The sequence below is a fragment of the Amycolatopsis sp. 2-15 genome (assembly GCF_030285625.1).
Lineage (GTDB): Bacteria > Actinomycetota > Actinomycetes > Mycobacteriales > Pseudonocardiaceae > Amycolatopsis > Amycolatopsis carbonis.
In genome coordinates this window covers 8,705,614-8,724,269 of sequence record NZ_CP127294.1, presented here as the reverse complement: position 1 = coordinate 8,724,269, position 18,656 = coordinate 8,705,614, and the positions used below count along the sequence as shown (strand labels likewise).

The following is an 18,656-nucleotide window of genomic DNA, read 5'->3' as shown; positions in this document are numbered from 1 at the left end:
GATGTACGAGCTTTCGCGGGTCCGCCTGCACTCGGTGGGCCCCGCGGGCGCCCGCTACCAGGACGTGGTGCTGGACTTCAGCGGCGTCGGCGCCACCATCACCGCGCCGAAGCAGGACGCGTTGTTCAGCGCCGGCATCCACGCCGGGGGACCGGTGCGCCGGCCATCGCCCGCGAGCGTGCTGTTCCTGGAGAACGGCGGCGGCAAGTCGGTGCTGATCAAGCTGATCTTCTCCGTGATGCTGCCCGGCCGCCGCCAGGTGGTCGGGACCACGAGCACGAAGGTGCTGGAGAAGTTCGTGGCGGCCAAGGACGTCTCGCACGTGGCGCTGGAGTGGCTGCACGTGGAGACCGGGCACCGCGTGATCACCGGCAAGGTCTCGGAGTGGCGCGGGCACGTGACGTCGGCGGACTCGGAGAACCTCGTGGACTCCTGGTACTGCTTCCGCCCGACGCAGGAGCTGGGCCTCGACTCGTTGCCGCTGACCGAGGACGGCCGGCTGCTCACGATGTCCGGCTTCCACGACCGGATCGCCGCGGCCGCGATGGCCGAGCCGGAGCTGGAGCTGTCCTGGACGCGTCGCCACCACGAGTGGACCGGCCGGCTCGACTCGCTCGGCCTCGACACGGAGCTGTTCCGCTACCAGCGCGCGATGAACGCGGGCGAGGGCGAGGCGGCCGACGCGTTCCAGTTCTCCACCGACGAGGCGTTCGTGGAGTTCCTGCTGCGCGCCGTGCTGTCGGAGGACGAGCCGAAGGACCTCGCCGAGGTCGTGTCGACGTATGCGCACAACCTCGCGCAGCGCGGCGATCTGCTGGCGGAGAAGGACTTCGTGGAGGGCGCGCTCGAGCTGCTCGGCCCGCTCGCCGACGAGGAGGGCGTGGCCGCCGCGTCGCGCCGGATCGCCGAGTCGGCCCGCGCGGACCTGCGTGAGCTCGCCGGCCGCATCCACGCGCGCAACGAGCTGGAGAACGCGCGGCTTTCCGGGCTCGAAGAACACGTCGACGAGGTGAAGTCGGCCGAGAAGCTGGCCGAGGGCGACCACCGCCGGCTGGCCGCGGGCGTCACGGAGCTGCGCCGGCTCGTCGCCGTGCTGCGGCTGGAAGAGGCGCAGGAAGCGCGTCAGCGCGTGGACGCCGAGCTGGCCGACGCGAAGACGGCGGCCGAGGCGTGGCGCGAGACCGCGACCGTGCTGAACCAGCTCAACGCCTCCCGCAAGGCGAAGGACCTGCGTGAGCTCGTCGGCAACCGCGAGGAGAAGGCGAAACCCGCGCTGGCGGCGCGCAACTCCGCGGCGTCGGCGCTGGCGCGCGGTCTGACGGCGCTGGCCCGCGATGCGCAGCGGCAGGCGGACAAGGCCGAGGCCCACGCCGACGCGTTGCGTGCGGAGGCGGAGAAGGCGCAGACCGATCGGGACGAGGCCGCGAACCTGGCCGCGTCGAGGCGAGCTGAGGCGCGCGGGCTGTCGTCGCGGATCGCGGAGCTGCGTGAGGAAATCTCGACGTCCGTCCGAAGTGGACTTTTGACGGCCGGTGCGGACGTCGCGGAGGCTTCGCGAGCGGCTCGCGTCGAGGCCGACGAGTCGGCGGCCGAGCTGGGCCGGCGGGAGCAGGAGCTCGACCGCGCGGCGGAGGATCTGCAGGCGGCGCAGCGGGCCGTGAACGAGGCGAACCAGCTCGCCGGGTCCACTCAGGACCGTCTCGTGCGCGCGGCGGAAGACCTCGACCGGGCCCACCGGCGGACGGACGCCCTCGCGGTCGAACCCCGACTAGTCGAGCTGCTCGGCGCCGACGACGTGCGCCTCGAAAGCGACCTTCCCGTTCTGCTGCAACGCCTTCGTGAGGCGAGCGCCGCCGTCGAGAAGGAGCAGACGGCGCTGCGGATGGAGGAGTCGGCCGACGAGCGCGCCCTGGCCGCGCTCGGCTCCGGCGGGCTGCTCCCGCCGCCGCACGACGTGCAGGCGGCCCTGGACGCCCTGGAAGAAGCCGGGATCACGGCGTGGTCCGGCTGGCGCTACCTGTCCAAACTGGACGCCGGGCGCCGCGCCGACGTGCTGGAGCGCCTGCCGCAGCTCGTCGCGGGCGTGCTGCTGAACGACGCCGCGCAGGTACCGCGAGCGCGTGAGGTGCTGGCGGCCGGGCGGCTGCTGCCCAGCGCGGTGATCGCGGTGGGCACCACCGAGGCGTTCCAGAGCGACGACGGCGAAGCCGCGGCGGGCGTGGAGTTCCTCGTGCCGCCGAACCCGGCGATGTACGACGAGGAAGCGGCCGACACCGAGCGCGAGGCCGTGGCGCTGCGGCACGCCGAACGCCAGCGGCGGCTGGAGCAGCTGGCCGGCGCGCTCGCGACCGACGGCGCGCTCACGTGGAAGCTCACGACCTGGCGCGAGGACTACCCGGCCGGCGCGATCGCCACGCTCGCCGAACAGGCCGAAAGTGCCCGCGTGGCACGGGAAACCGCGCAGACCGCGCTGGGCCAGGCGGAGGCGGAGTTCGCGCGGCTGAGCGAAAAGGCGGCAGCCCTGCGCGAGCGCGTGCCGGCTTTGCGGCTGGCCGTGGCGGAGGGCGAAGAGAAGGCGCGCCGGCTGGGTGAGCTCACGACCCGGGCCACGCGCGTCGCCGAGTGGACCGAGGAGGTCGAGCGGGCCACGGAGATCGCCGAGCGCGCGGAGGCCACGGCGGCCGACGCCGCGGCTCGCGCGGCGCGGCTGCGGGAGCAGGCGGGGGAGGAGCAGCGGACCGCGGACGGGCACCGCCGCACGGCGACCACCGCGAGGTCCGAGCTGTCCGAGGTCCCGGGCGCCGCGGAGGTGACCGAGGACTCGGAAGACACGGCGCCGCCGGCCGAGCCCGTGGACGCGCTGCGGCGGACGTTCGCGTCGGCCTCGGACGCCTACGCGAAGGTGGAGGTCGGCAGCGACCTGCGCGCGGAGCTGGAGCAGGCCGAGTCGGCGGAAGCCGCGGCGGGCTCGGCGCTCGAAGCGCTGGACGAAGCCGTGCGCACGCGGGCGGCGGAGCTGCTGGAGACGCCGGACGGCTCCGACGCTTCGGCACGCGCCGCCGCGTTGGCCCGCGCGCGCCGCGTCGTCGACTCCGTCGAGGAGGACCGCACCGAGGCGATCGGGCAGGTGTCCACGCGGCGGGCGGAGCTGGACGTGCTGCCGCTGCAGACGGGCGCTGCCTCGCCCGCCGAGCGGCCGCGCGACATCGAGCACGGCCTGGAGCTGATCGACGCCGCTTCGCTGGAGGTCTCAGCGGCGGCCCGCACGTGGGAAGAGCTGCAGGAGCGGCGCGCGGCGGCGGAGGCGACGCTGGACGCGGCGAAGGCGTCGGCGTCCGGCTTCGGGCTGCTCGGCGAATCGCTGGCGCACCTGTTGCCGGAGGACCCGGCCGAGGCGTACGACGGTGACGTCGAATCGGCCCGCACCAAGCATTCTCAGCTCAACACCGTGCTGACGACCGCGCAGGAAGCCGCCGACGCGGGCGACCGCCGGGTGCGCGCTGCGGCCGACCAGCTGGCCCAGTACGCCACGGAGAAGCGCTTCGAGAAGCTCAGCACGCCCGTGCGCCAGCAGGTGATCGCCGTGAAGCGCGACCAGCTGCCCGGCCACGCGGCCGAGTGGGCCGAGGCGCTGCGGCCGCGGCTGCGCACGCTGACCGACGACCTCGCGCAGATCGACCGGCACCGCGGCGGCATCATCACGCGCCTGCAGGGCATGGTCGACGGCGCGCTGCGCACCCTGCGCTCGGCCCAGCGCGTGTCGCGGCTGCCCGACGGCCTCGGCGACTGGTCGGGCCAGGAGTTCCTGCGCATCCGCTTCACCGAGCTCGAGGACAACGTGCTGGCCGAGAAGCTCGGCGAGGTAGTGGACGAGGCCGCGGTGGGCAAGACGGCCGACGGCCGCGACGTGAAGCGCGACGGCCTGTCGCTCGTGCTGCGCGGCGTGCAGGTGGCCGCGCCCAAGGGGTTCCGCGTCGACATGCTCAAGCCCGACTCCGTGCTGCGCACCGAACGCCAGCGCGTGTCCGAGATCCGCGACGTGTTCTCCGGCGGCCAGCAGCTCACCGCGGCGATCATCCTGTACTGCACGCTCGCGGCGCTGCGCGCGAACAACCGCGGCAAGGCCCGCAACCGCCACTCCGGTGTGCTGTTCCTGGACAACCCGATCGGCCGCGCGTCGGCGGGCTACCTGCTGGAGCTGCAGCGCGCCGTGGCGGAGGCGCTGGGCGTGCAGCTGATCTACACGACGGGCCTGTTCGACGCCGGCGCGCTCGCGGAGTTCCCGCTGATCGTCCGCCTGCGCAACGACGCCGACCTGCGCGCCGGGCGCAAGTACCTGTCGGTGGACTCGACCATCCGCACCTCCCTGCAGGACCTCGGCGAGCCGGACGGCGTCGCCCGGCTCTCGGCGACGCGGATGTTCGCGAAGGTGAGCGAGCCGGCCGGGGATGCTGCCGCCGACGAGTCCGCTGTGGACGAACAACCCGCGTGACCCGGAACAACCCTGGCGTTAGCGGAGTTGCGACCGGCATGAGCGAACTCGGCCCGGTGGGCGTCACGATCCCCGCGTTCGGTGTGGCGGACACGGCGGCGGCGGTCGCCGCGGCGGTGCGCGTCGAGGAACTGGGTTACTCCACGGTGTGGCTGCCGGGCGGCCAGGGCAACAACGTGGCGGTTGTGCCCGAACTCGTGCGCGCGACCGAGCGGATCACCGTCGTCAACGGAATCCTGCCGGTGGACCAGGCTCCGGCGGCCGAAGTGACAGCCCTCTACGCCGACCTGGAGTCCGCCCACCCCGGCCGCTGGTTCCCCGGCCTCGGCGGTGCGCACGGGTCTCGTCCGCTCGCGCGGATGAACGCGTACCTGGACGAACTGGACGCCGCTGTGCCCGCTTCCCGACGCGTGCTGTCCGCGCTCGGTCCCCGGATGCTCGAACTGGCGCGCGAGCGTGCTTCCGCCGCGTACCCGTTTCTCGTGACGCCCGACTACGTCGCCTCCGCCCGCGAGCTGCTCGGCCCCGATACCGACCTGGCGGTGCTGGTCACCGCCGTCGCGGAGCCCGACCCGGTCCGTGCCCGCGACCTCGTGCGGGGCGGCTCGCTGCGTTTCCTGGCCGGTGTCCCGGGTTATGCCGCCAACTTCCGCCGCATGGGCTTCACCCCCGCGGACATCGCCGACCTGTCCGACCGGCTCGTCGACGGGGTCACCGTCCACGGCTCTTTCGACACGGTGGTGGCCCGGCTGCGCGAGTATCTGGCCGCGGGGGCCGACCAGGTGGTGGTGCCGCTGGACGGCCTGCCCGAACCGTGGCAGGGCGACCTGGTGGCCGCGCTGGGTTAGTCCTTGCGGCCGGTGAACGCGAGCGTGGCGCCGAGGCCGATCATCACCAGGCCGCCGGTGCCGCCGACGAGTTCGAGGCGGCGGGGTGAACGGGCGAACCACGTGCGGGCCGTGCCGGCGACCAGGGCCCACGCGGTGTCCGACGCGAGCGCGGTCACCGGGAGGCACAGGCCGAGCAGCAGCATCTGCGCGGGCACCGAGCCGGCGGCCGGGTCGACGAACTGGGGCAGCAGCGCGGCCAGGAAGACGATGGACTTGGGGTTCGCGAAGCCGACGATGAAGCCGTCGCGCAGCACCGTCAGCGTGCGGCCCGGGGTGGTGCGCACGGCCGCGGCCATGGCGTCGGCGAGTTTGTGGCGCTTGCGGATGGCCTGCACGCCCAGGTAGACGAGGTAGAGCGCGCCCGCGAGCTTGATGGCGGTGAAGACGGTGGCGGACGTCGTGACGACCGCGCCGAGCCCGAACGCGATGGCCACCACCTGCGTGTAGACGCCGGTGGCGTTGCCCAGCACCGTCAGCAGCGCGTCGCGGCGGCCCACGGTGAGCGCGCGGCTGATGGTGAACAGCACACTGGGCCCGGGGACCACGACCATGAGGAACGTCAGGGCGGCGAAGGCCGCGAAGTGCGCAGGCGTGACCATCTCCCGAGCGTAGAACGCACGGTGGCCTCGGGACGAGACGTTTTTGTCGGACCCCGCTGGTACAACGGGCCCGTGAAGATCTCCCTCGTGCAGCGCCGCGCCCGGCTCGGCGTGCGCCACCACCTCGCGGTTCCCGCGGCCACCGTCGAGGAGGCCGCCGCCGGGGTCGTCGCCCTGCACGCGACCGATCCGGCGTCGGTGTTCCTCGCGGCCTGGGCGCGGGTGGCGGACGTCGGCGTGGCCGAGGTCGAGCGCGCGCTGTACGAAGACCGAACGCTGGTGCGGCTCCTCGGCATGCGCCGCACGATGTTCGTGGCCGAGGTGGCCACGGCGGCGCTCGTGCAGGCCGGCTGCGCGAGCGACATCGCGGTGAAACAACGGAAACTGCTCGAGCAGCACCTCGGCACGGTCGGGCACCCCATCAACGTCGAGGACCCACCGGGCTGGCTCGCCGACGTGGCCGCGAGCGTCGAGAAAGCCTTGCACGCCAGGGGATCCGCGACAGCGCAGGACCTGGTCGCCGACGAACCGCGCCTGCGCCAGCAGCTCCACATGGCCAAGGGCAAGCCCTACGCGGCGATCGGCAACGTCACCAGCCGCGTGCTCTTCCAGCTCGCCGTCGACGGCCGCATCGTGCGCGGGCGCCCGCGCGGCAGCTGGCTCAGCACGCAGTACCACTGGGCCCCGCTCGACGGCTGGCTCCCCGGCGGCCTGCCCCCGGTCCCGCCCGCCGACGCCCGCGCCGAACTCGCGCGGCGCTGGCTGCGCGCCTTCGGCCCGGCTCCGGTCGCCGATCTGCGCTGGTGGACCGGCTGGACGGCCGCCCAGACCAAGCAGGCGCTCGCCGCCGTCGCCCCCGTCGAGGTCGACCTCGACGGCGAGCCCGGCCTCGTCCTGGCCGACGACCTCGAGCCCGTCCCCGAACCGGCCCCCTGGGTCGCTCTCCTTCCCGCCCTCGACCCGACGCCCATGGGCTGGTCCGCCCGCGACTGGTACCTCGGTCCCCACCGCCCCGCCCTCTTCGACCGCAGCGGCAACATCGGCCCCACCGCCTGGTGCGACGGCCGCGTCGTCGGCGCCTGGGCCCAGCGCCCCGCCGGCGCGGTCGCCCTGCGCCTCCTGGAGGACGTCGGCGCCGACCGTGAAGCCGCCCTGGAAGCCGAAGCCGCCCGCCTGACGACGTGGCTGGGGGAGACACGGGTGGTCCCGAAGTTCCGCACCCCGGCCGAACGCGAGCTGTCCACCTGAACGCGCCCCTCGCGGCGGGCCTGACAGCACCGCCGGCTTGACCGGTCACCTCGCGAAGCGCCCGAGAGCTGCAGGCCCGGTCCTCGGCGCCGGCTGAGCCGGCCGGCCGCAACGCCCGGTTTCCGGCGCGCCCCGCCGCGCTCGTGACCGGCGCCCGGCCGCCCCCGTGCCTCGGTGAGCCGGCCGTACACCTGCGAGGCGCGGCCAGTCCCGTGTCTCGGTGGGCTGGCCCCGCTCGTGACCGACGCCCGTCCGGCCCCGTGCCTCGGTGAGCCGGCCGTACACCTGCGAGGCGCGGCCAGTCCCGTGTCTCGGTGGGCTGGCCCCGCTCGTGACCGACGCCCGTCCGGCCCCCGAATCGGTGAGCCCGGCCGCGCTTGTGACCGACGCCGGCCCGGTCCCGCGTCCCGACAAGCCGTCCGCGCACCTGCGAGCCGCACCCGCGCCCGCGACCCGAGGCCGCGACCCGCAGCGCCCGCACGACGCGCCCGACCCGGCCCACCCCGATCCCGACCTTCCGGACTCTGCCCACCCGTCAGGCCACGGCGTGAACCGCGGCACCAAGACCGATCAAGCGCGTGGTCCGCACCCCCTCCTGCGACACCGCCGGATTTCCTGCCGCAAGCTCGTGAGCTGGCTTCTTAATCGATTCTTGACGGTTCGGCGCAGTGGTGGAAGTCTCGTCGGGGCAGTCAGGGTCGGCCGTGCCCGCACGCTAGGGTTGCGCCGAGCCCGGAAGTCTTCCGGGGCGTGGGCCCCGGTTCGGAAACACAGCGATAAGAGGAGTGGCAGCAGTGACCGTTCGCGTAGGTGTCAACGGCTTCGGCCGGATCGGCCGCAACTTCTTCCGCGCCGTGAAGGCGAGCGGTCACGACATCGAGGTCGTCGCGTTCAACGACCTCGGCGACGTCGCGACGATGGCCCACCTGCTCAAGTACGACTCCATCCTTGGCCGCTTCCCGGGCGAGGTCAGCCTGAGCGACGAGGGCATCGTCGTCGACGGCAAGACCATCAAGGCCCTGGCGGAGCGCGACCCGGCGAACCTGCCGTGGGGCGACCTGGGCGTGGATGTCGTCGTCGAGTCGACGGGCTTCTTCACCAACGCCGACGCCGCGAAGGCCCACATCGCGGGTGGCGCCAAGAAGGTCATCATCTCCGCGCCCGCCAAGGGCGAGGACCTGACCGTGGTGCTGGGCGTCAACGACGACAAGTACGACGGCTCGCAGGTCATCATCTCCAACGCCTCCTGCACCACCAACTGCCTCGGCCCGCTGGCCAAGGTCCTGCAGGACGCGTTCGGCATCGAGCAGGGCCTGATGACCACGGTGCATGCCTACACGCAGGACCAGAACCTGCAGGACGCGCCGCACAAGGACCTGCGCCGCGCCCGCGCCGCCGCGATCAACGTCGTGCCGACCTCCACCGGCGCCGCGAAGGCCATCGGCCTGGTGCTGCCGGAGCTGCAGGGCAAGCTCGACGGTTACGCGCTGCGCGTCCCGGTGCCGACCGGCTCGGCCACCGACCTCACCGTGACCCTGACCAAGGCCGCCACGCTCGAGGAGATCAACGCCGCCTACCAGGCTGCCGCCGAGGGCCCGCTGGCCGGGATCCTGCGCTACAGCGACGACCCGATCGTGTCCTCGGACATCGTCACCGACCCGGCGTCCTGCATCTACGACGCGCCGCTGACCAAGGTCATCGGCAACCAGGTCAAGGTCGTCGGCTGGTACGACAACGAGTGGGGCTACTCCAACCGCCTCGCAGACCTGGTCAAGCTCGTCGGTTCGAAGCTCGCCTGAACCCGATGACGGTCAAGAACCTCGAAACCCTGCTGAGCGAAGGCGTTCAGGGCCGCTACGTACTCGTACGCAGCGACCTGAACGTTCCGCTCGATGGGGAACGGATCACCGACGACGGCCGCGTCCGCGCGGCCCTGCCGACGATCGAGAAGCTCGCCGGCGCGGGCGCCAAGGTCGTCGTCACGGCGCACCTGGGCCGCCCCAAAGGCGAACCCGACCCGAAGTACACGCTCGCGCCCGTCGCGAAGTGCCTGGGCGAGCTGCTCGGCAATGACGTGCCGCTCGCGGGTGACGTCGTGGGCGACTCGGCCAAGGCGCTCGTCGGCGGTCTCGCCGACGGCGGCGTCGCGCTGCTGGAGAACGTGCGTTTCGACGCGCGCGAGACCAGCAAGGACGCCGTGGACCGCTCCGAGCTGGCCGCCGAGCTGGCCGCGCTCGTCCCCGGCGGGGCGTTCGTGTCCGACGGGTTCGGCGTGGTGCACCGCAAGCAGGCCTCGGTCTACGAGATCGCCGCGGTGCTGCCGGCCTACGCCGGTGGCCTCGTGCTGGCCGAGCTCGACGTGCTGAAGAAGCTCACCGACGACGTCAGGCGCCCCTACGTGGTGGTGCTCGGCGGCGCGAAGGTGTCGGACAAGCTCGGCGTGATCGCCAACCTGCTGACGAAGGTCGACCGCCTGCTCATCGGCGGCGGCATGGCCTACACCTTCCTCAAGGCCCAGGGCCACGAGGTGGGCCAGTCGCTGCTGCAGGCCGACCAGCTCGACCAGGTGTCGGGTTTTCTCGCCGAGGCCCAGAAGCGTGGTGTGGAGCTCGTGTTGCCGGTCGACGTGCTGGCGGCCACCGAGTTCGCGGCCGACGCCGAGCACGAGGTCGTGGCCGCCACGGCCATCCCGGCCGACCGGCAGGGCCTCGACATCGGTCCCGCCTCGCGCGAGCTGTTCGCGAGCAAGCTGGCCGACGCCGCCACTGTGTTCTGGAACGGCCCGATGGGCGTGTTCGAGTTCGAGGCGTTCTCGGGCGGCACCCGTGCCGTGGCCGAGGCGCTCGTGAAGAGCGACGCGTTCACCGTGGTCGGCGGCGGCGATTCGGCGGCCGCGGTGCGGCAGCTGGGCCTGCCCGAGGACGGCTTCTCCCACATCTCCACGGGCGGCGGCGCCTCCCTGGAGTACCTGGAGGGCAAGGAACTGCCCGGCGTCTCGGCGTTGGAGGAGAAGCACTAGTGGCACGCAAGCCGTTGATCGTCGGCAACTGGAAGATGAACCTGAACCACCTCGAGGCCATCGCCTTGGTTCAGAAGATCGCCTTCGCGTTGCCCGAGAAGTACTACGCGAAGGTGGACGTGGCGGTGCTGCCGCCGTTCACGGACATCCGCAGCGTGCAGACTCTCACCGACGGCGACAAGCTGTCGCTCACCTACGGCGCGCAGGACGTGTCCCCGCACGACTCCGGTGCCTACACCGGTGACGTGTCGGGCCTGATGCTCGCGAAGCTGGGCTGCACCTTCGTCACCATCGGCCACTCGGAGCGGCGCGAGTACCACGCCGAGACCGACGAGCTGGTCAACAAGAAGGTGCGCGCGGCCGTGAAGCACGGGATCACGCCGATCCTGTGCGTCGGCGAGAAGCTCGAGGTCCGCGAGGCCGGCGAGCACCACTCGCACGCGACGAACCAGCTGATCGAGGGCCTCAAGGGGCTCAAGGCCGAGCAGGTCAAGGACGTCGTCGTAGCCTACGAACCGGTGTGGGCCATCGGTACCGGCAAGGTGGCGACACCGGCCGACGCCGAGGAGGTCTGCAAGACCATCCGCATGGCGCTGGCGGAGAAGTACGGTGACGAGGTCGCTTCGGCCGTTCGGGTGCTTTACGGCGGTTCGGTGAAGTCGGGCAACGTGGGCGAGCTGGTGGCCTGCGAGAACATCGACGGTGCTCTCGTGGGTGGCGCGAGCCTCGACGGTGACGAGTTCACCAAACTCTGCGCACTCGCGGCGGGTGGCCCCCTGCCCTGATCGAGGCCACTACCGGGTAACCTGTGTATCCGGTCCGTCACACAGCAGTGGACGAGTCCAGGGGTACGGTGATATTCGAGCCGTACCCCTGCATTCTCCGATGAGCACAGAGGATGACATGAAGCTGTTCCTGCAAATTCTGTTGATCGTCTCCAGCGTGCTGCTGGTGGTGGCCGTGCTGCTCCACCGCGGCCGCGGTGGCGGTCTGTCGTCGCTGTTCGGCGGCGGTATGCAGTCCAGCCTCTCGGGGTCGAGCGTGGCCGAGAAGAACCTCGACCGGATCACCCTGCTGCTGGGTGCCATCTGGCTGATCAGCATCGTGGGCCTCGGCCTGCTGCTCAAGGTCTGACCGGACTCCCCGCTCGGGGCCGGCGAGTCAGGGGCTCCGTGTGCATCGGCGTGCCTATTGGGGGGCGCGCCGCCGATTCCTAGGTGTGAGGATTCATGGTTGGCGGTAACGCGATTCGCGGCACCCGGGTGGGTGCCGGTCCTTCGGGCGAATCGGAGCGGGGTGAGTCGGCGCCGCGGCGCCGGATCTCCTACTGGTGCGCAAACGGCCACGAGGCCCGTCCGTCGTTCGCGATGGAGGCCGAAATCCCCGACGAGTGGGACTGCCCGCGCTGCGGTCTGCCCGGCGGACAGGACGAGCAGAACCCGCCCGCCGCGCCCCGCACCGAGCCCTACAAAACGCACCTCGCCTACGTCAAGGAGCGCCGCAGTGACGCCGACGGCGAGGCGATCCTCGCCGAGGCCCTCGAGCGGCTGCGCCAGCGCCGGGAACTGATCTAGGTTTTCCTGTCGGAGACCACCGACCAGACCGATTCGGTTCGGCTCTGGCCGGTGGTTTTCGCGTTTCCGGGGCCTTGTGTCTGGTACGGGTGTCTGATTACGGCCCGAGCCGGGGAACGGTCGAAGGTTCCAGCACCCCCGAACGCGGCGAAGGGGCGGCACCCGGACGCAGCCGGATCGCGGCTCGCGGCAGGGGCCACCCCTTCGACCTACGGGGGACCGGGGAAGGTCAGTGGGTCAGCGGTCCAGTGGATACCGGGCCCGCACGCGGAAACCGCCGTCTTCGGTGTCCGAGGTTTCGAAGCTGCCGCCCAGCAACCGCGCGCGCTCGGCGAGGCCAGTGAGGCCGTGGCCGCCCGACGGGAGGTGTTCGCCGGCGCGTTCGGCGCGCTCGTTGCGGACCTCGATGTTCAACGCGCCGCTGCCGCCCTGGATGCGGATGGTGGCGGTGGCGCCGGGGGCGTGCTTGTGGACGTTGGTCAGGCACTCCTGCACGGTGCGGTAAGCGGCGGCCGACACCTGGCTCGGCACCGTGTCCGGCAGGCGCTCGACAGTCAGGTGGACCGGGACGTCGGCGGTGCGGATCAGGTGGTCCAGCTCACCGATGCCGGGGCACGGGCCGTCGTCCTCGGCGCCGGAGCGCAGCACGCTCACCAGCGAACGCAGCTCCTCCAGCGTCCGCGTCGAGAGCTGACGGATGACCTGCGCGGTCTGCAGCGCCTGGCCGTCGGTGGCCTGGGCCTGCAGCGCGCCGGCCTGCATGGCGATGAGAGTGATCTGGTGGGAGACGACGTCGTGCATCTCGCGGGCCAGGCGGGCGCGCTCCTCGGCACGCACGGCGTCGGCGTGGAAGCGGCGTTCGCGGTCACGGCTCTTGGCCAGCTCGGCGAGCTTCGCGGAGATCTCCGCGCGAGCGCCGATCAGCAGGCCGATCGCGATGGGCATGCCGGCCACGAGCACGCCGTAGATGCCGTCGAGCACGTGCTCGCGCCAGCTGAGCTGCGCGAAGTCGTCCAGCGGCCACTGCACGAACCGGCAAGTGAACACCAGCCCGGCGCCCACCCACGTCTGCCAGTGGATCTGGCGCTTGGTCGCGAGCGTCCCGAGCGTGATCATCGACGCCAGCTGCGCCCACCCGGCGAGGAAGCCGGGCACCGCGAGGATCACGGCCAGGAACGGCAGCTTCCGCCGCAGCACCACCGCGAGACACGCGGCCGCCGACAGGTAGATCGAGTACGGCGGGGCCTTCGGCGGGATCACCAGCCACACGTCGAGCACGGCCAGCAGCACGGCGACGGCCTCAACTCCGACCGTCGGCACGATCGGCCGGCGCAGCGAAGCGAATACACCGCTCAGGCTGAACCGCCGGACCCGATCGGCCGCCCCCGCGCCGGGGCTGCCCATCGAGATTCCTGGAATCGAGAGTCCCTCAGTGCTCATGCGGCGACCCCATTCGTCTTGTGGACTTGATGATGAGATGCGCCGGGAACCCGATCGGGACGCGCGGCGGGCAACAAATGTGCGGATGCTAACGAAGAGACGTGTGACGACGGTAAGTTTCACCCGCACCCACAAATTTGGTCGTCTGATCTCCATCACTACGGCTTTCGGGTGACGTGAAGAAGTCTGACGTCACCTCGTGTCGATCACAACACCCTACGTTCACCTTACGGGGGATCCCACATACTGGTGAGCCGCTTGATGGAGTAGTGGTCACTGCTCCGTTCGGCATATGAATGATCTTCACGCTTACGGGTGGTGCGCGTCATCCGGTCGAGCGGGCCGGAAAACGCACGGTCAGGGCCGCGAAACGGCTGCCGAGAGACAGAAAAGGCCGCCCCGGGCGAACCCGGGGCGGCCTTGAAGAACCAGCGAGCGTTACGTGGTCGGCGGCTCGTACACCTTCGTCAGCTTCCCGGCCGCGGTGCGGTCCAGGAGCCACAGCGTCCGCCGGTAGCCGCGGGCACCCGCCACGGGCACCTGCACCTCCGGCGCACCCGCGAGAGCCAGCGACACGGCCTCGGCCTTCGCCTCGCCGGCGGTCATCAGCCACACCTCACGCGCGCGGCGGATGGCCGTGAGCGTGAGCGAGACGCGGGTCGACGGCGGCTTGGGGCAGTCGCGCACCGCGACCACCGAAAGCTGCGTCTCGTGCACGGCGGGGGAGTCCGGGAACACCGAAGCGGTGTGCCCCTCCCCGCCGAGGCCGAGCAGGCAGATGTCGAACGCGGGCACGCCGCCCTCGTCCGGACCCGCCTGCGCGGCCAGCACCTCCGCGTACGCCGCGGCCGCGGCGTCCACGTCGTCACCGAACTCGCCGTCCGACGGCGCCATCACGTGCACGCGCTTCGGGTCGAGCGGCACGTGGTCCAGCAGGGCCTCGCGCGCGCCCTTCTCGTTGCGCTCGTCGGAGTCGGCCGGCACGAACCGCTCGTCGCCCCAGTAGACGTCGAGGCGCGACCAGTCGATCGCGTCGCGCGCGCTCGAGCGGTTGAGCTCCTCGAGCACCGCGATGCCCGTGCCGCCACCGGTGAGCACGACCGAGGCCGAGCCCTTGGCCGCCTGCACGTCGACGATCCGGGTGACCAGCCGCGCCGCCGCGGCCGCCGCCAGGAGGTCGGCGTTCTCGTAGACGACGACCTCCGTGCGGCTCACGAACCGCTCTTTTCCGCCTTGGCCTTGCCGGCCTTCTTCGCCGGAGCCTTGGCCGCCGCGGCCCTCGGCTTCGCAGCCGCAGAAGCAGGCGAAGCAGCCTTCGCCGCCGTCGTCGGCGAGGCGATCTTCGGCAGCCCGTGCAGCGCCGCCTCGAAGACCTCGTCCGGGTCGAGCCGGCGCAGCTCCTCCACCAGGCACTCGGGGTTGCTCCGGCGCTGCAGCGCGATGCGCCGCGTGGGCTGGCCCGGCTGCGTCAGCGTGCCGACGCGGCCGTCGGGCCGGGTCAGCTCCACCGCACCCGAACGCCGTTCGAGCTCGACGGAGATGATGCCCTGCGCGCTGGAGCTCTTGATCCGCTTCACCGGCACCTTGAGGTACTCGGCGAGCCAGCCCGCCAGCAGCTCCGTGGACGGCGAGTCGGCCTCACCGGTCACGGTCGCGGCCGTGATCTTCTCGTACGGGGGCAGGTCCAGCGCCGACACGAGCTGCGCACGCCAGTGCGTCAGCCGCGTCCACGCCAGGTCGGTGTCGCCCTCCACGTAGGTCTTGGCCCGCGTGGTCAGAGCCCTTATGGGGCTCTTCTCCGCGGCCGAGTCGGTGATGCGCCGCTGCGCGATCTGGCCCAGCGGGTCCTCCGCCGGAGCCTTCGGGCCCGTGCCCGGCCACCAGGTGACGATCGGCGCGTCGGGCAGCAGCAGCGGCACGACCGCGCTCTGGCCCTGCGCGGCCAGCGGCCCGTAGAGGCGCAGCACGATGACCTCGCTCGCGCCGGCGTCGCCGCCCACGCGGATCTGGCCGTCGATGCGCGGAGCCGCCGTGCGGACGCCCTTCGCGACCACGATCACGCGTGACGGGTGCTCCCGGCTGGCGTGGTTCGCGGCCTCGATGGCCTCCTCGAGCTTGGCGTCGTCGTCCGCCACGATGACCAGGGTCAGCACCCGGCCCAGCGCGACCTGACCGCCCTGGTCGCGGATCTCCACCAGCTTCTTGTTCAGCTGCGAAGTCGTGGTGGATGGCAGGTCGATGATCACGGACGCCTCCAGTTCCGGCCCGTACGCTCGAGCATTTCATCGGCGCTCTGCGGACCCCAAGTACCCGGCGCGTACTGCTCGGGCGCGCCTTCCTTGGCCCAGTGCTCCAGGATCGGGTCGAGGATCTCCCAGGAGAGCTCGACCTCATCGTTCACCGGGAACAGCGACGGCTCGCCCAGCAGCACGTCGAGGATCAGCCGCTCGTACGCCTCGGGCGAGGACTCGGTGAAGGCGTGGCCGTAACCGAAGTCCATGGTGACGTCGCGGACCTCCATCGTGGTCCCCGGCACCTTCGAGCCGAACCGCAGCGTGATGCCCTCGTCGGGCTGCACGCGGATGACCAGCGCGTTCTGGCCCAGCTCCTCGGTGGAGGTGGAGTCGAACGGCAGGTGCGGCGCGCGCTTGAACACCACGGCGATCTCCGTGACGCGCCGGCCCAGCCGCTTGCCGGTGCGCAGGTAGAACGGCACACCCGCCCAGCGGCGGTTCTGCACCTCCAGCGTCACCGCGGCATAGGTCTCGGTCTTGGAGTCCTTCGCGAAGCCCGCTTCCTGCAGCAGGCCCGGCACCTTCATGCCGCCCTGCCAGCCGCCGGCGTACTGCCCACGCGCGGTGGTCTCGTCGAACGGCCGGATCGGCATGGTCGCCGCCAGCACCTTCGCCTTCTCCGAGCGCAACGCCTTCGGCTCGAACGACAGCGGCTCGTCCATCGCGGTCAGCGCGAGCAGCTGCAGCAGGTGGTTCTGGATGACGTCGCGCGCGGCGCCGATCCCGTCGTAGTACCCCGCGCGGCCGCCGAGGCCGATGTCCTCGGCCATGGTGATCTGCACGTGGTCGATGTAGTTGGCGTTCCAGATCGGCTCGAACATCTGGTTGGCGAAGCGCAGCGCCAGCAGGTTCTGCACCGTCTCCTTGCCGAGGTAGTGGTCGATGCGGAACACCGACTCCTCAGGGAAGACGTCGTTCACGATCCCGTTGAGCTCCTTGGCGCTCTTGAGATCGTGGCCGAACGGCTTCTCGATGACCACGCGGCGCCAGGTCGTGGCGTCGGTGTCGGCCAGGCCCGAGCGGGCCAGCTGCTTGGTCACCACCGGGAACGCGCCCGGCGGGATCGAGAGGTAGAACGCCGTGTTGCCACCGGTGCCGCGTTCGGCGTCGAGGTCCTTCACCGTCTGGGCAAGACGGTCGAAAGCGTCGTCGTCGTCGAACGTGCCCTGCACGAAGCGGATGCCTTCGGCGAGCCGGTTCCAGACCGACTCCTTGAACGGCGTCCGCGCGTGCTCGCGCACCGAGTCGTGCACCAGCTCGCCGAAGTCCTGGTGCTCCCAGTCGCGGCGCGCGAACCCGACCAGCGAGAAGCCGGCGGGCAGCAGGCCGCGGTGGGCCAGGTCGTAGATGGCGGGCATGAGCTTCTTGCGGGCCAGGTCGCCGGTGACCCCGAAGATCACCAGGCTCGACGGTCCCGCGATCCGCGGGAGGCGCTTGTCGCGCGGGTCCCGCAGCGGGTTCTGCCAGGTCGTCACTCGCCGGCCTCCTGTACGGCCCGCACGAGCTCGGCCAGCCCGGCGGCCCGGTCGGTCAGGTGCAGCCGCAGCACGGGGCGGCCGTGCTCGGCGAGGACCTGACCGTCGCCGAGAGCCTGCGCGTGCTGCAGCTGTCCCAGGGTGTAGGGGCGGTCCGGCACAGCCAGGTCCTCGGCGACCGCGCCCGTGATCTGGAGGAAGCTGCCGTTCTGGTGGCCGCCCTTGTGGTACTGCCCGGTGGAGTGCAGGAACCGCGGGCCCCAGCCGAACGTCGTCTGCACGCCGGTGCGCTTGGCGATCTCGCCGCGCAGCAGGGAGGTCGACGCGTCGTCGAGCCGGTCGAGGTAGGCCTGCACCGCGAAGTAGCCGCCGTCGGCGACCGAGCCGAAGAACGCGCGCAGCACGTCCACCAGCTTTCCGTCCGTGGCAACGCCTTCCGAGCCGAACACCTCGACGGCACCGTCCACAGTGGCCGGAGTCTCCTTGCCGGACAGCTTCTCCGGCTCGTCCAGCAACGCGCGCGCGGCCTTCTTCGCGGCCTCGACGTCGGGCTGGTCGAACGGGTTGATCCCGATCAGCCGGCCGGCGAGCGCGGTCGCGAACTCCCACAACAGGAACTGCGCGCCGAGCGGGCCGGTCACCGAGATCTTCGCGGCACCCTCCGGGTGCCCGACGGCGACCGGGGTCGCGTCGGACTTCGCGTCGGCGAAGCCGGGGGCCTCGGGGCCCTCGACGGCCACCGGCAGCAGGCCGGTGCCCAGCTTGCCGGTCGACTCCGCGATCAGCTGCTCGGCCCAGTCCGGGAAACCCTTGATGCCCGAACCGGTGTCCGCCAGCACGACCTTCTCGGCGCCACCCTCGTGGGCGGCGGCCCAGGCGGCCGCGAGCTTGATCGCCGGGTTGTCGGCCGAGTCGGTGCCGAGCACCGCGGCCACCGCGGCGGCCTGGTCCAGCAGGCGCGCGATGTCCGCGCCCGCGAGGCCGGCCGGCACGAGGCCGAACGCGGTCAGCGCCGAGTAGCGGCCGCCGACGTGCGGGTCGGCCAGGAAGGTCTTGCGGTAACCCTCCTTTTCGGACAGCTCCGAGAACGGCGAGCCCGGGTCGGTCACGACCACGATCCGCCGCGCCGCGTCGATCCCCGCGTCGGTGAAGGCCTTCGCGAAGATGCGCCGGTGGCTGTCGGTCTCCACGGTGCCGCCCGACTTCGACGACACCACGATCACCGTGCGCTCGAGGTCGCCCGCGAGCGCGTCGGCGACCTGGCCCGCGTCGGTCGTGTCGAGCACGGTCAGCGCGACACCCTCGGTGGCGGCGATGACCTCCGGCGCGAGCGACGAGCCGCCCATGCCGGCGAGCACCACGCGGTCCACGCCCTCGGATTGCAGTTCCGTGCGCAGCGCCTCGATCTCACCGATCAACGGCCGCGACGACTTGTGCAGCGACGTCCACGAGAGCCGGATCGACGCCTCGGACTCGGCGTCCGGGCCCCACAGCGTCGCGTCCTGCGCGGCGAGCTTCGACGCGGCCTGGTCGGCGACGAGGCGCTCGACCAACGGCGCCGCCTTGCCTGCCAGTTCGGCGTCGACGAGCTCGACGCCGGTTTCGTCCCCTGTCATGGTCTGGCT

General features: G+C 71.9%; 14 protein-coding genes. 8 read left to right on the top strand and 6 right to left on the bottom strand.

Annotated elements, in window-relative coordinates; genetic code table 11:
- The first annotated feature begins 1 nt into the window (after position 1).
- On the top strand, positions 2 to 4,492 hold the full coding sequence (locus QRX50_RS43015; RefSeq protein WP_285968825.1) for a coiled-coil domain-containing protein: 4,491 nt from the start codon (positions 2 to 4) through the stop codon (positions 4,490 to 4,492).
- A 38-nt stretch (positions 4,493 to 4,530) separates the two neighbouring features.
- Entirely contained in the window at positions 4,531 to 5,340 is an 810-nt protein-coding gene (locus QRX50_RS43010) for a TIGR03620 family F420-dependent LLM class oxidoreductase (RefSeq protein WP_285968824.1), read from the top strand.
- Here the strand turns inward: QRX50_RS43010 and QRX50_RS43005 are convergent.
- Positions 5,337 to 5,981, bottom strand: coding sequence for a LysE family translocator (locus QRX50_RS43005; RefSeq protein WP_285968823.1), 645 nt, complete (start codon positions 5,979 to 5,981; stop codon positions 5,337 to 5,339). The genes QRX50_RS43010 and QRX50_RS43005 overlap by 4 nt on opposite strands.
- Positions 5,982 to 6,053: 72 nt before the next feature.
- On the opposite strand from QRX50_RS43005, the gene QRX50_RS43000 reads away from it, so the two are divergent.
- The 6 genes from QRX50_RS43000 to QRX50_RS42975 all read left to right on the top strand — a co-directional run bounded on the left by QRX50_RS43000 (position 6,054) and on the right by QRX50_RS42975 (position 11,822).
- Positions 6,054 to 7,229 (top strand): winged helix DNA-binding domain-containing protein, encoded by a 1,176-nt coding sequence (locus tag QRX50_RS43000; protein ID WP_285968822.1) that lies wholly within the window; start codon positions 6,054 to 6,056, stop codon positions 7,227 to 7,229.
- A gap of 794 nt (positions 7,230 to 8,023) precedes the next feature.
- Complete coding sequence (gap, locus tag QRX50_RS42995; RefSeq protein ID WP_285968821.1) at positions 8,024 to 9,028, top strand: type I glyceraldehyde-3-phosphate dehydrogenase; 1,005 nt, start codon at positions 8,024 to 8,026, stop codon at positions 9,026 to 9,028.
- Between the two features lie 5 nt (positions 9,029 to 9,033).
- Complete coding sequence (locus tag QRX50_RS42990) at positions 9,034 to 10,248, top strand: phosphoglycerate kinase (protein ID WP_285968820.1); 1,215 nt, start codon at positions 9,034 to 9,036, stop codon at positions 10,246 to 10,248.
- Positions 10,248 to 11,033, top strand: a complete 786-nt coding sequence (gene tpiA / locus QRX50_RS42985) for a triose-phosphate isomerase (protein WP_285968819.1) — start codon at positions 10,248 to 10,250, stop codon at positions 11,031 to 11,033. Before QRX50_RS42990 ends, tpiA begins: the two co-directional genes overlap by 1 nt.
- A 118-nt stretch (positions 11,034 to 11,151) precedes the next feature.
- On the top strand, positions 11,152 to 11,382 hold the full coding sequence (gene secG / locus QRX50_RS42980; protein WP_220238698.1) for a preprotein translocase subunit SecG: 231 nt from the start codon (positions 11,152 to 11,154) through the stop codon (positions 11,380 to 11,382).
- Positions 11,383 to 11,477: 95 nt separating this feature from the next.
- Complete coding sequence (locus QRX50_RS42975; RefSeq protein WP_220238699.1) at positions 11,478 to 11,822, top strand: RNA polymerase-binding protein RbpA; 345 nt, start codon at positions 11,478 to 11,480, stop codon at positions 11,820 to 11,822.
- A gap of 237 nt (positions 11,823 to 12,059) precedes the next feature.
- Here the strand turns inward: QRX50_RS42975 and QRX50_RS42970 are convergent, their stop codons facing one another.
- The 5 genes from QRX50_RS42970 to QRX50_RS42950 all read right to left on the bottom strand — a co-directional run bounded on the left by QRX50_RS42970 (position 12,060) and on the right by QRX50_RS42950 (position 18,647).
- Positions 12,060 to 13,262 (bottom strand): sensor histidine kinase, encoded by a 1,203-nt coding sequence (locus QRX50_RS42970; protein ID WP_434533194.1) that lies wholly within the window; start codon positions 13,260 to 13,262, stop codon positions 12,060 to 12,062.
- Positions 13,263 to 13,700: 438 nt separating this feature from the next.
- Positions 13,701 to 14,477, bottom strand: a complete 777-nt coding sequence (gene pgl / locus QRX50_RS42965) for a 6-phosphogluconolactonase (RefSeq protein WP_285968818.1) — start codon at positions 14,475 to 14,477, stop codon at positions 13,701 to 13,703.
- Positions 14,474 to 15,508, bottom strand: coding sequence for a glucose-6-phosphate dehydrogenase assembly protein OpcA (gene opcA, locus QRX50_RS42960; RefSeq protein ID WP_285968817.1), 1,035 nt, complete (start codon positions 15,506 to 15,508; stop codon positions 14,474 to 14,476). The genes pgl and opcA overlap by 4 nt, the downstream gene beginning before the upstream one ends.
- Positions 15,505 to 17,031: a glucose-6-phosphate dehydrogenase gene (gene zwf / locus QRX50_RS42955; protein ID WP_285968816.1), complete on the bottom strand. Its 1,527-nt coding sequence runs from the start codon at positions 17,029 to 17,031 to the stop codon at positions 15,505 to 15,507. Before zwf ends, opcA begins: the two co-directional genes overlap by 4 nt.
- Positions 17,028 to 18,647, bottom strand: a complete 1,620-nt coding sequence (locus QRX50_RS42950; protein ID WP_285968815.1) for a phosphoglucose isomerase-related protein — start codon at positions 18,645 to 18,647, stop codon at positions 17,028 to 17,030. The genes zwf and QRX50_RS42950 overlap by 4 nt, the downstream gene beginning before the upstream one ends.
- Between the last annotated feature and the right edge of the window lie 9 nt (positions 18,648 to 18,656).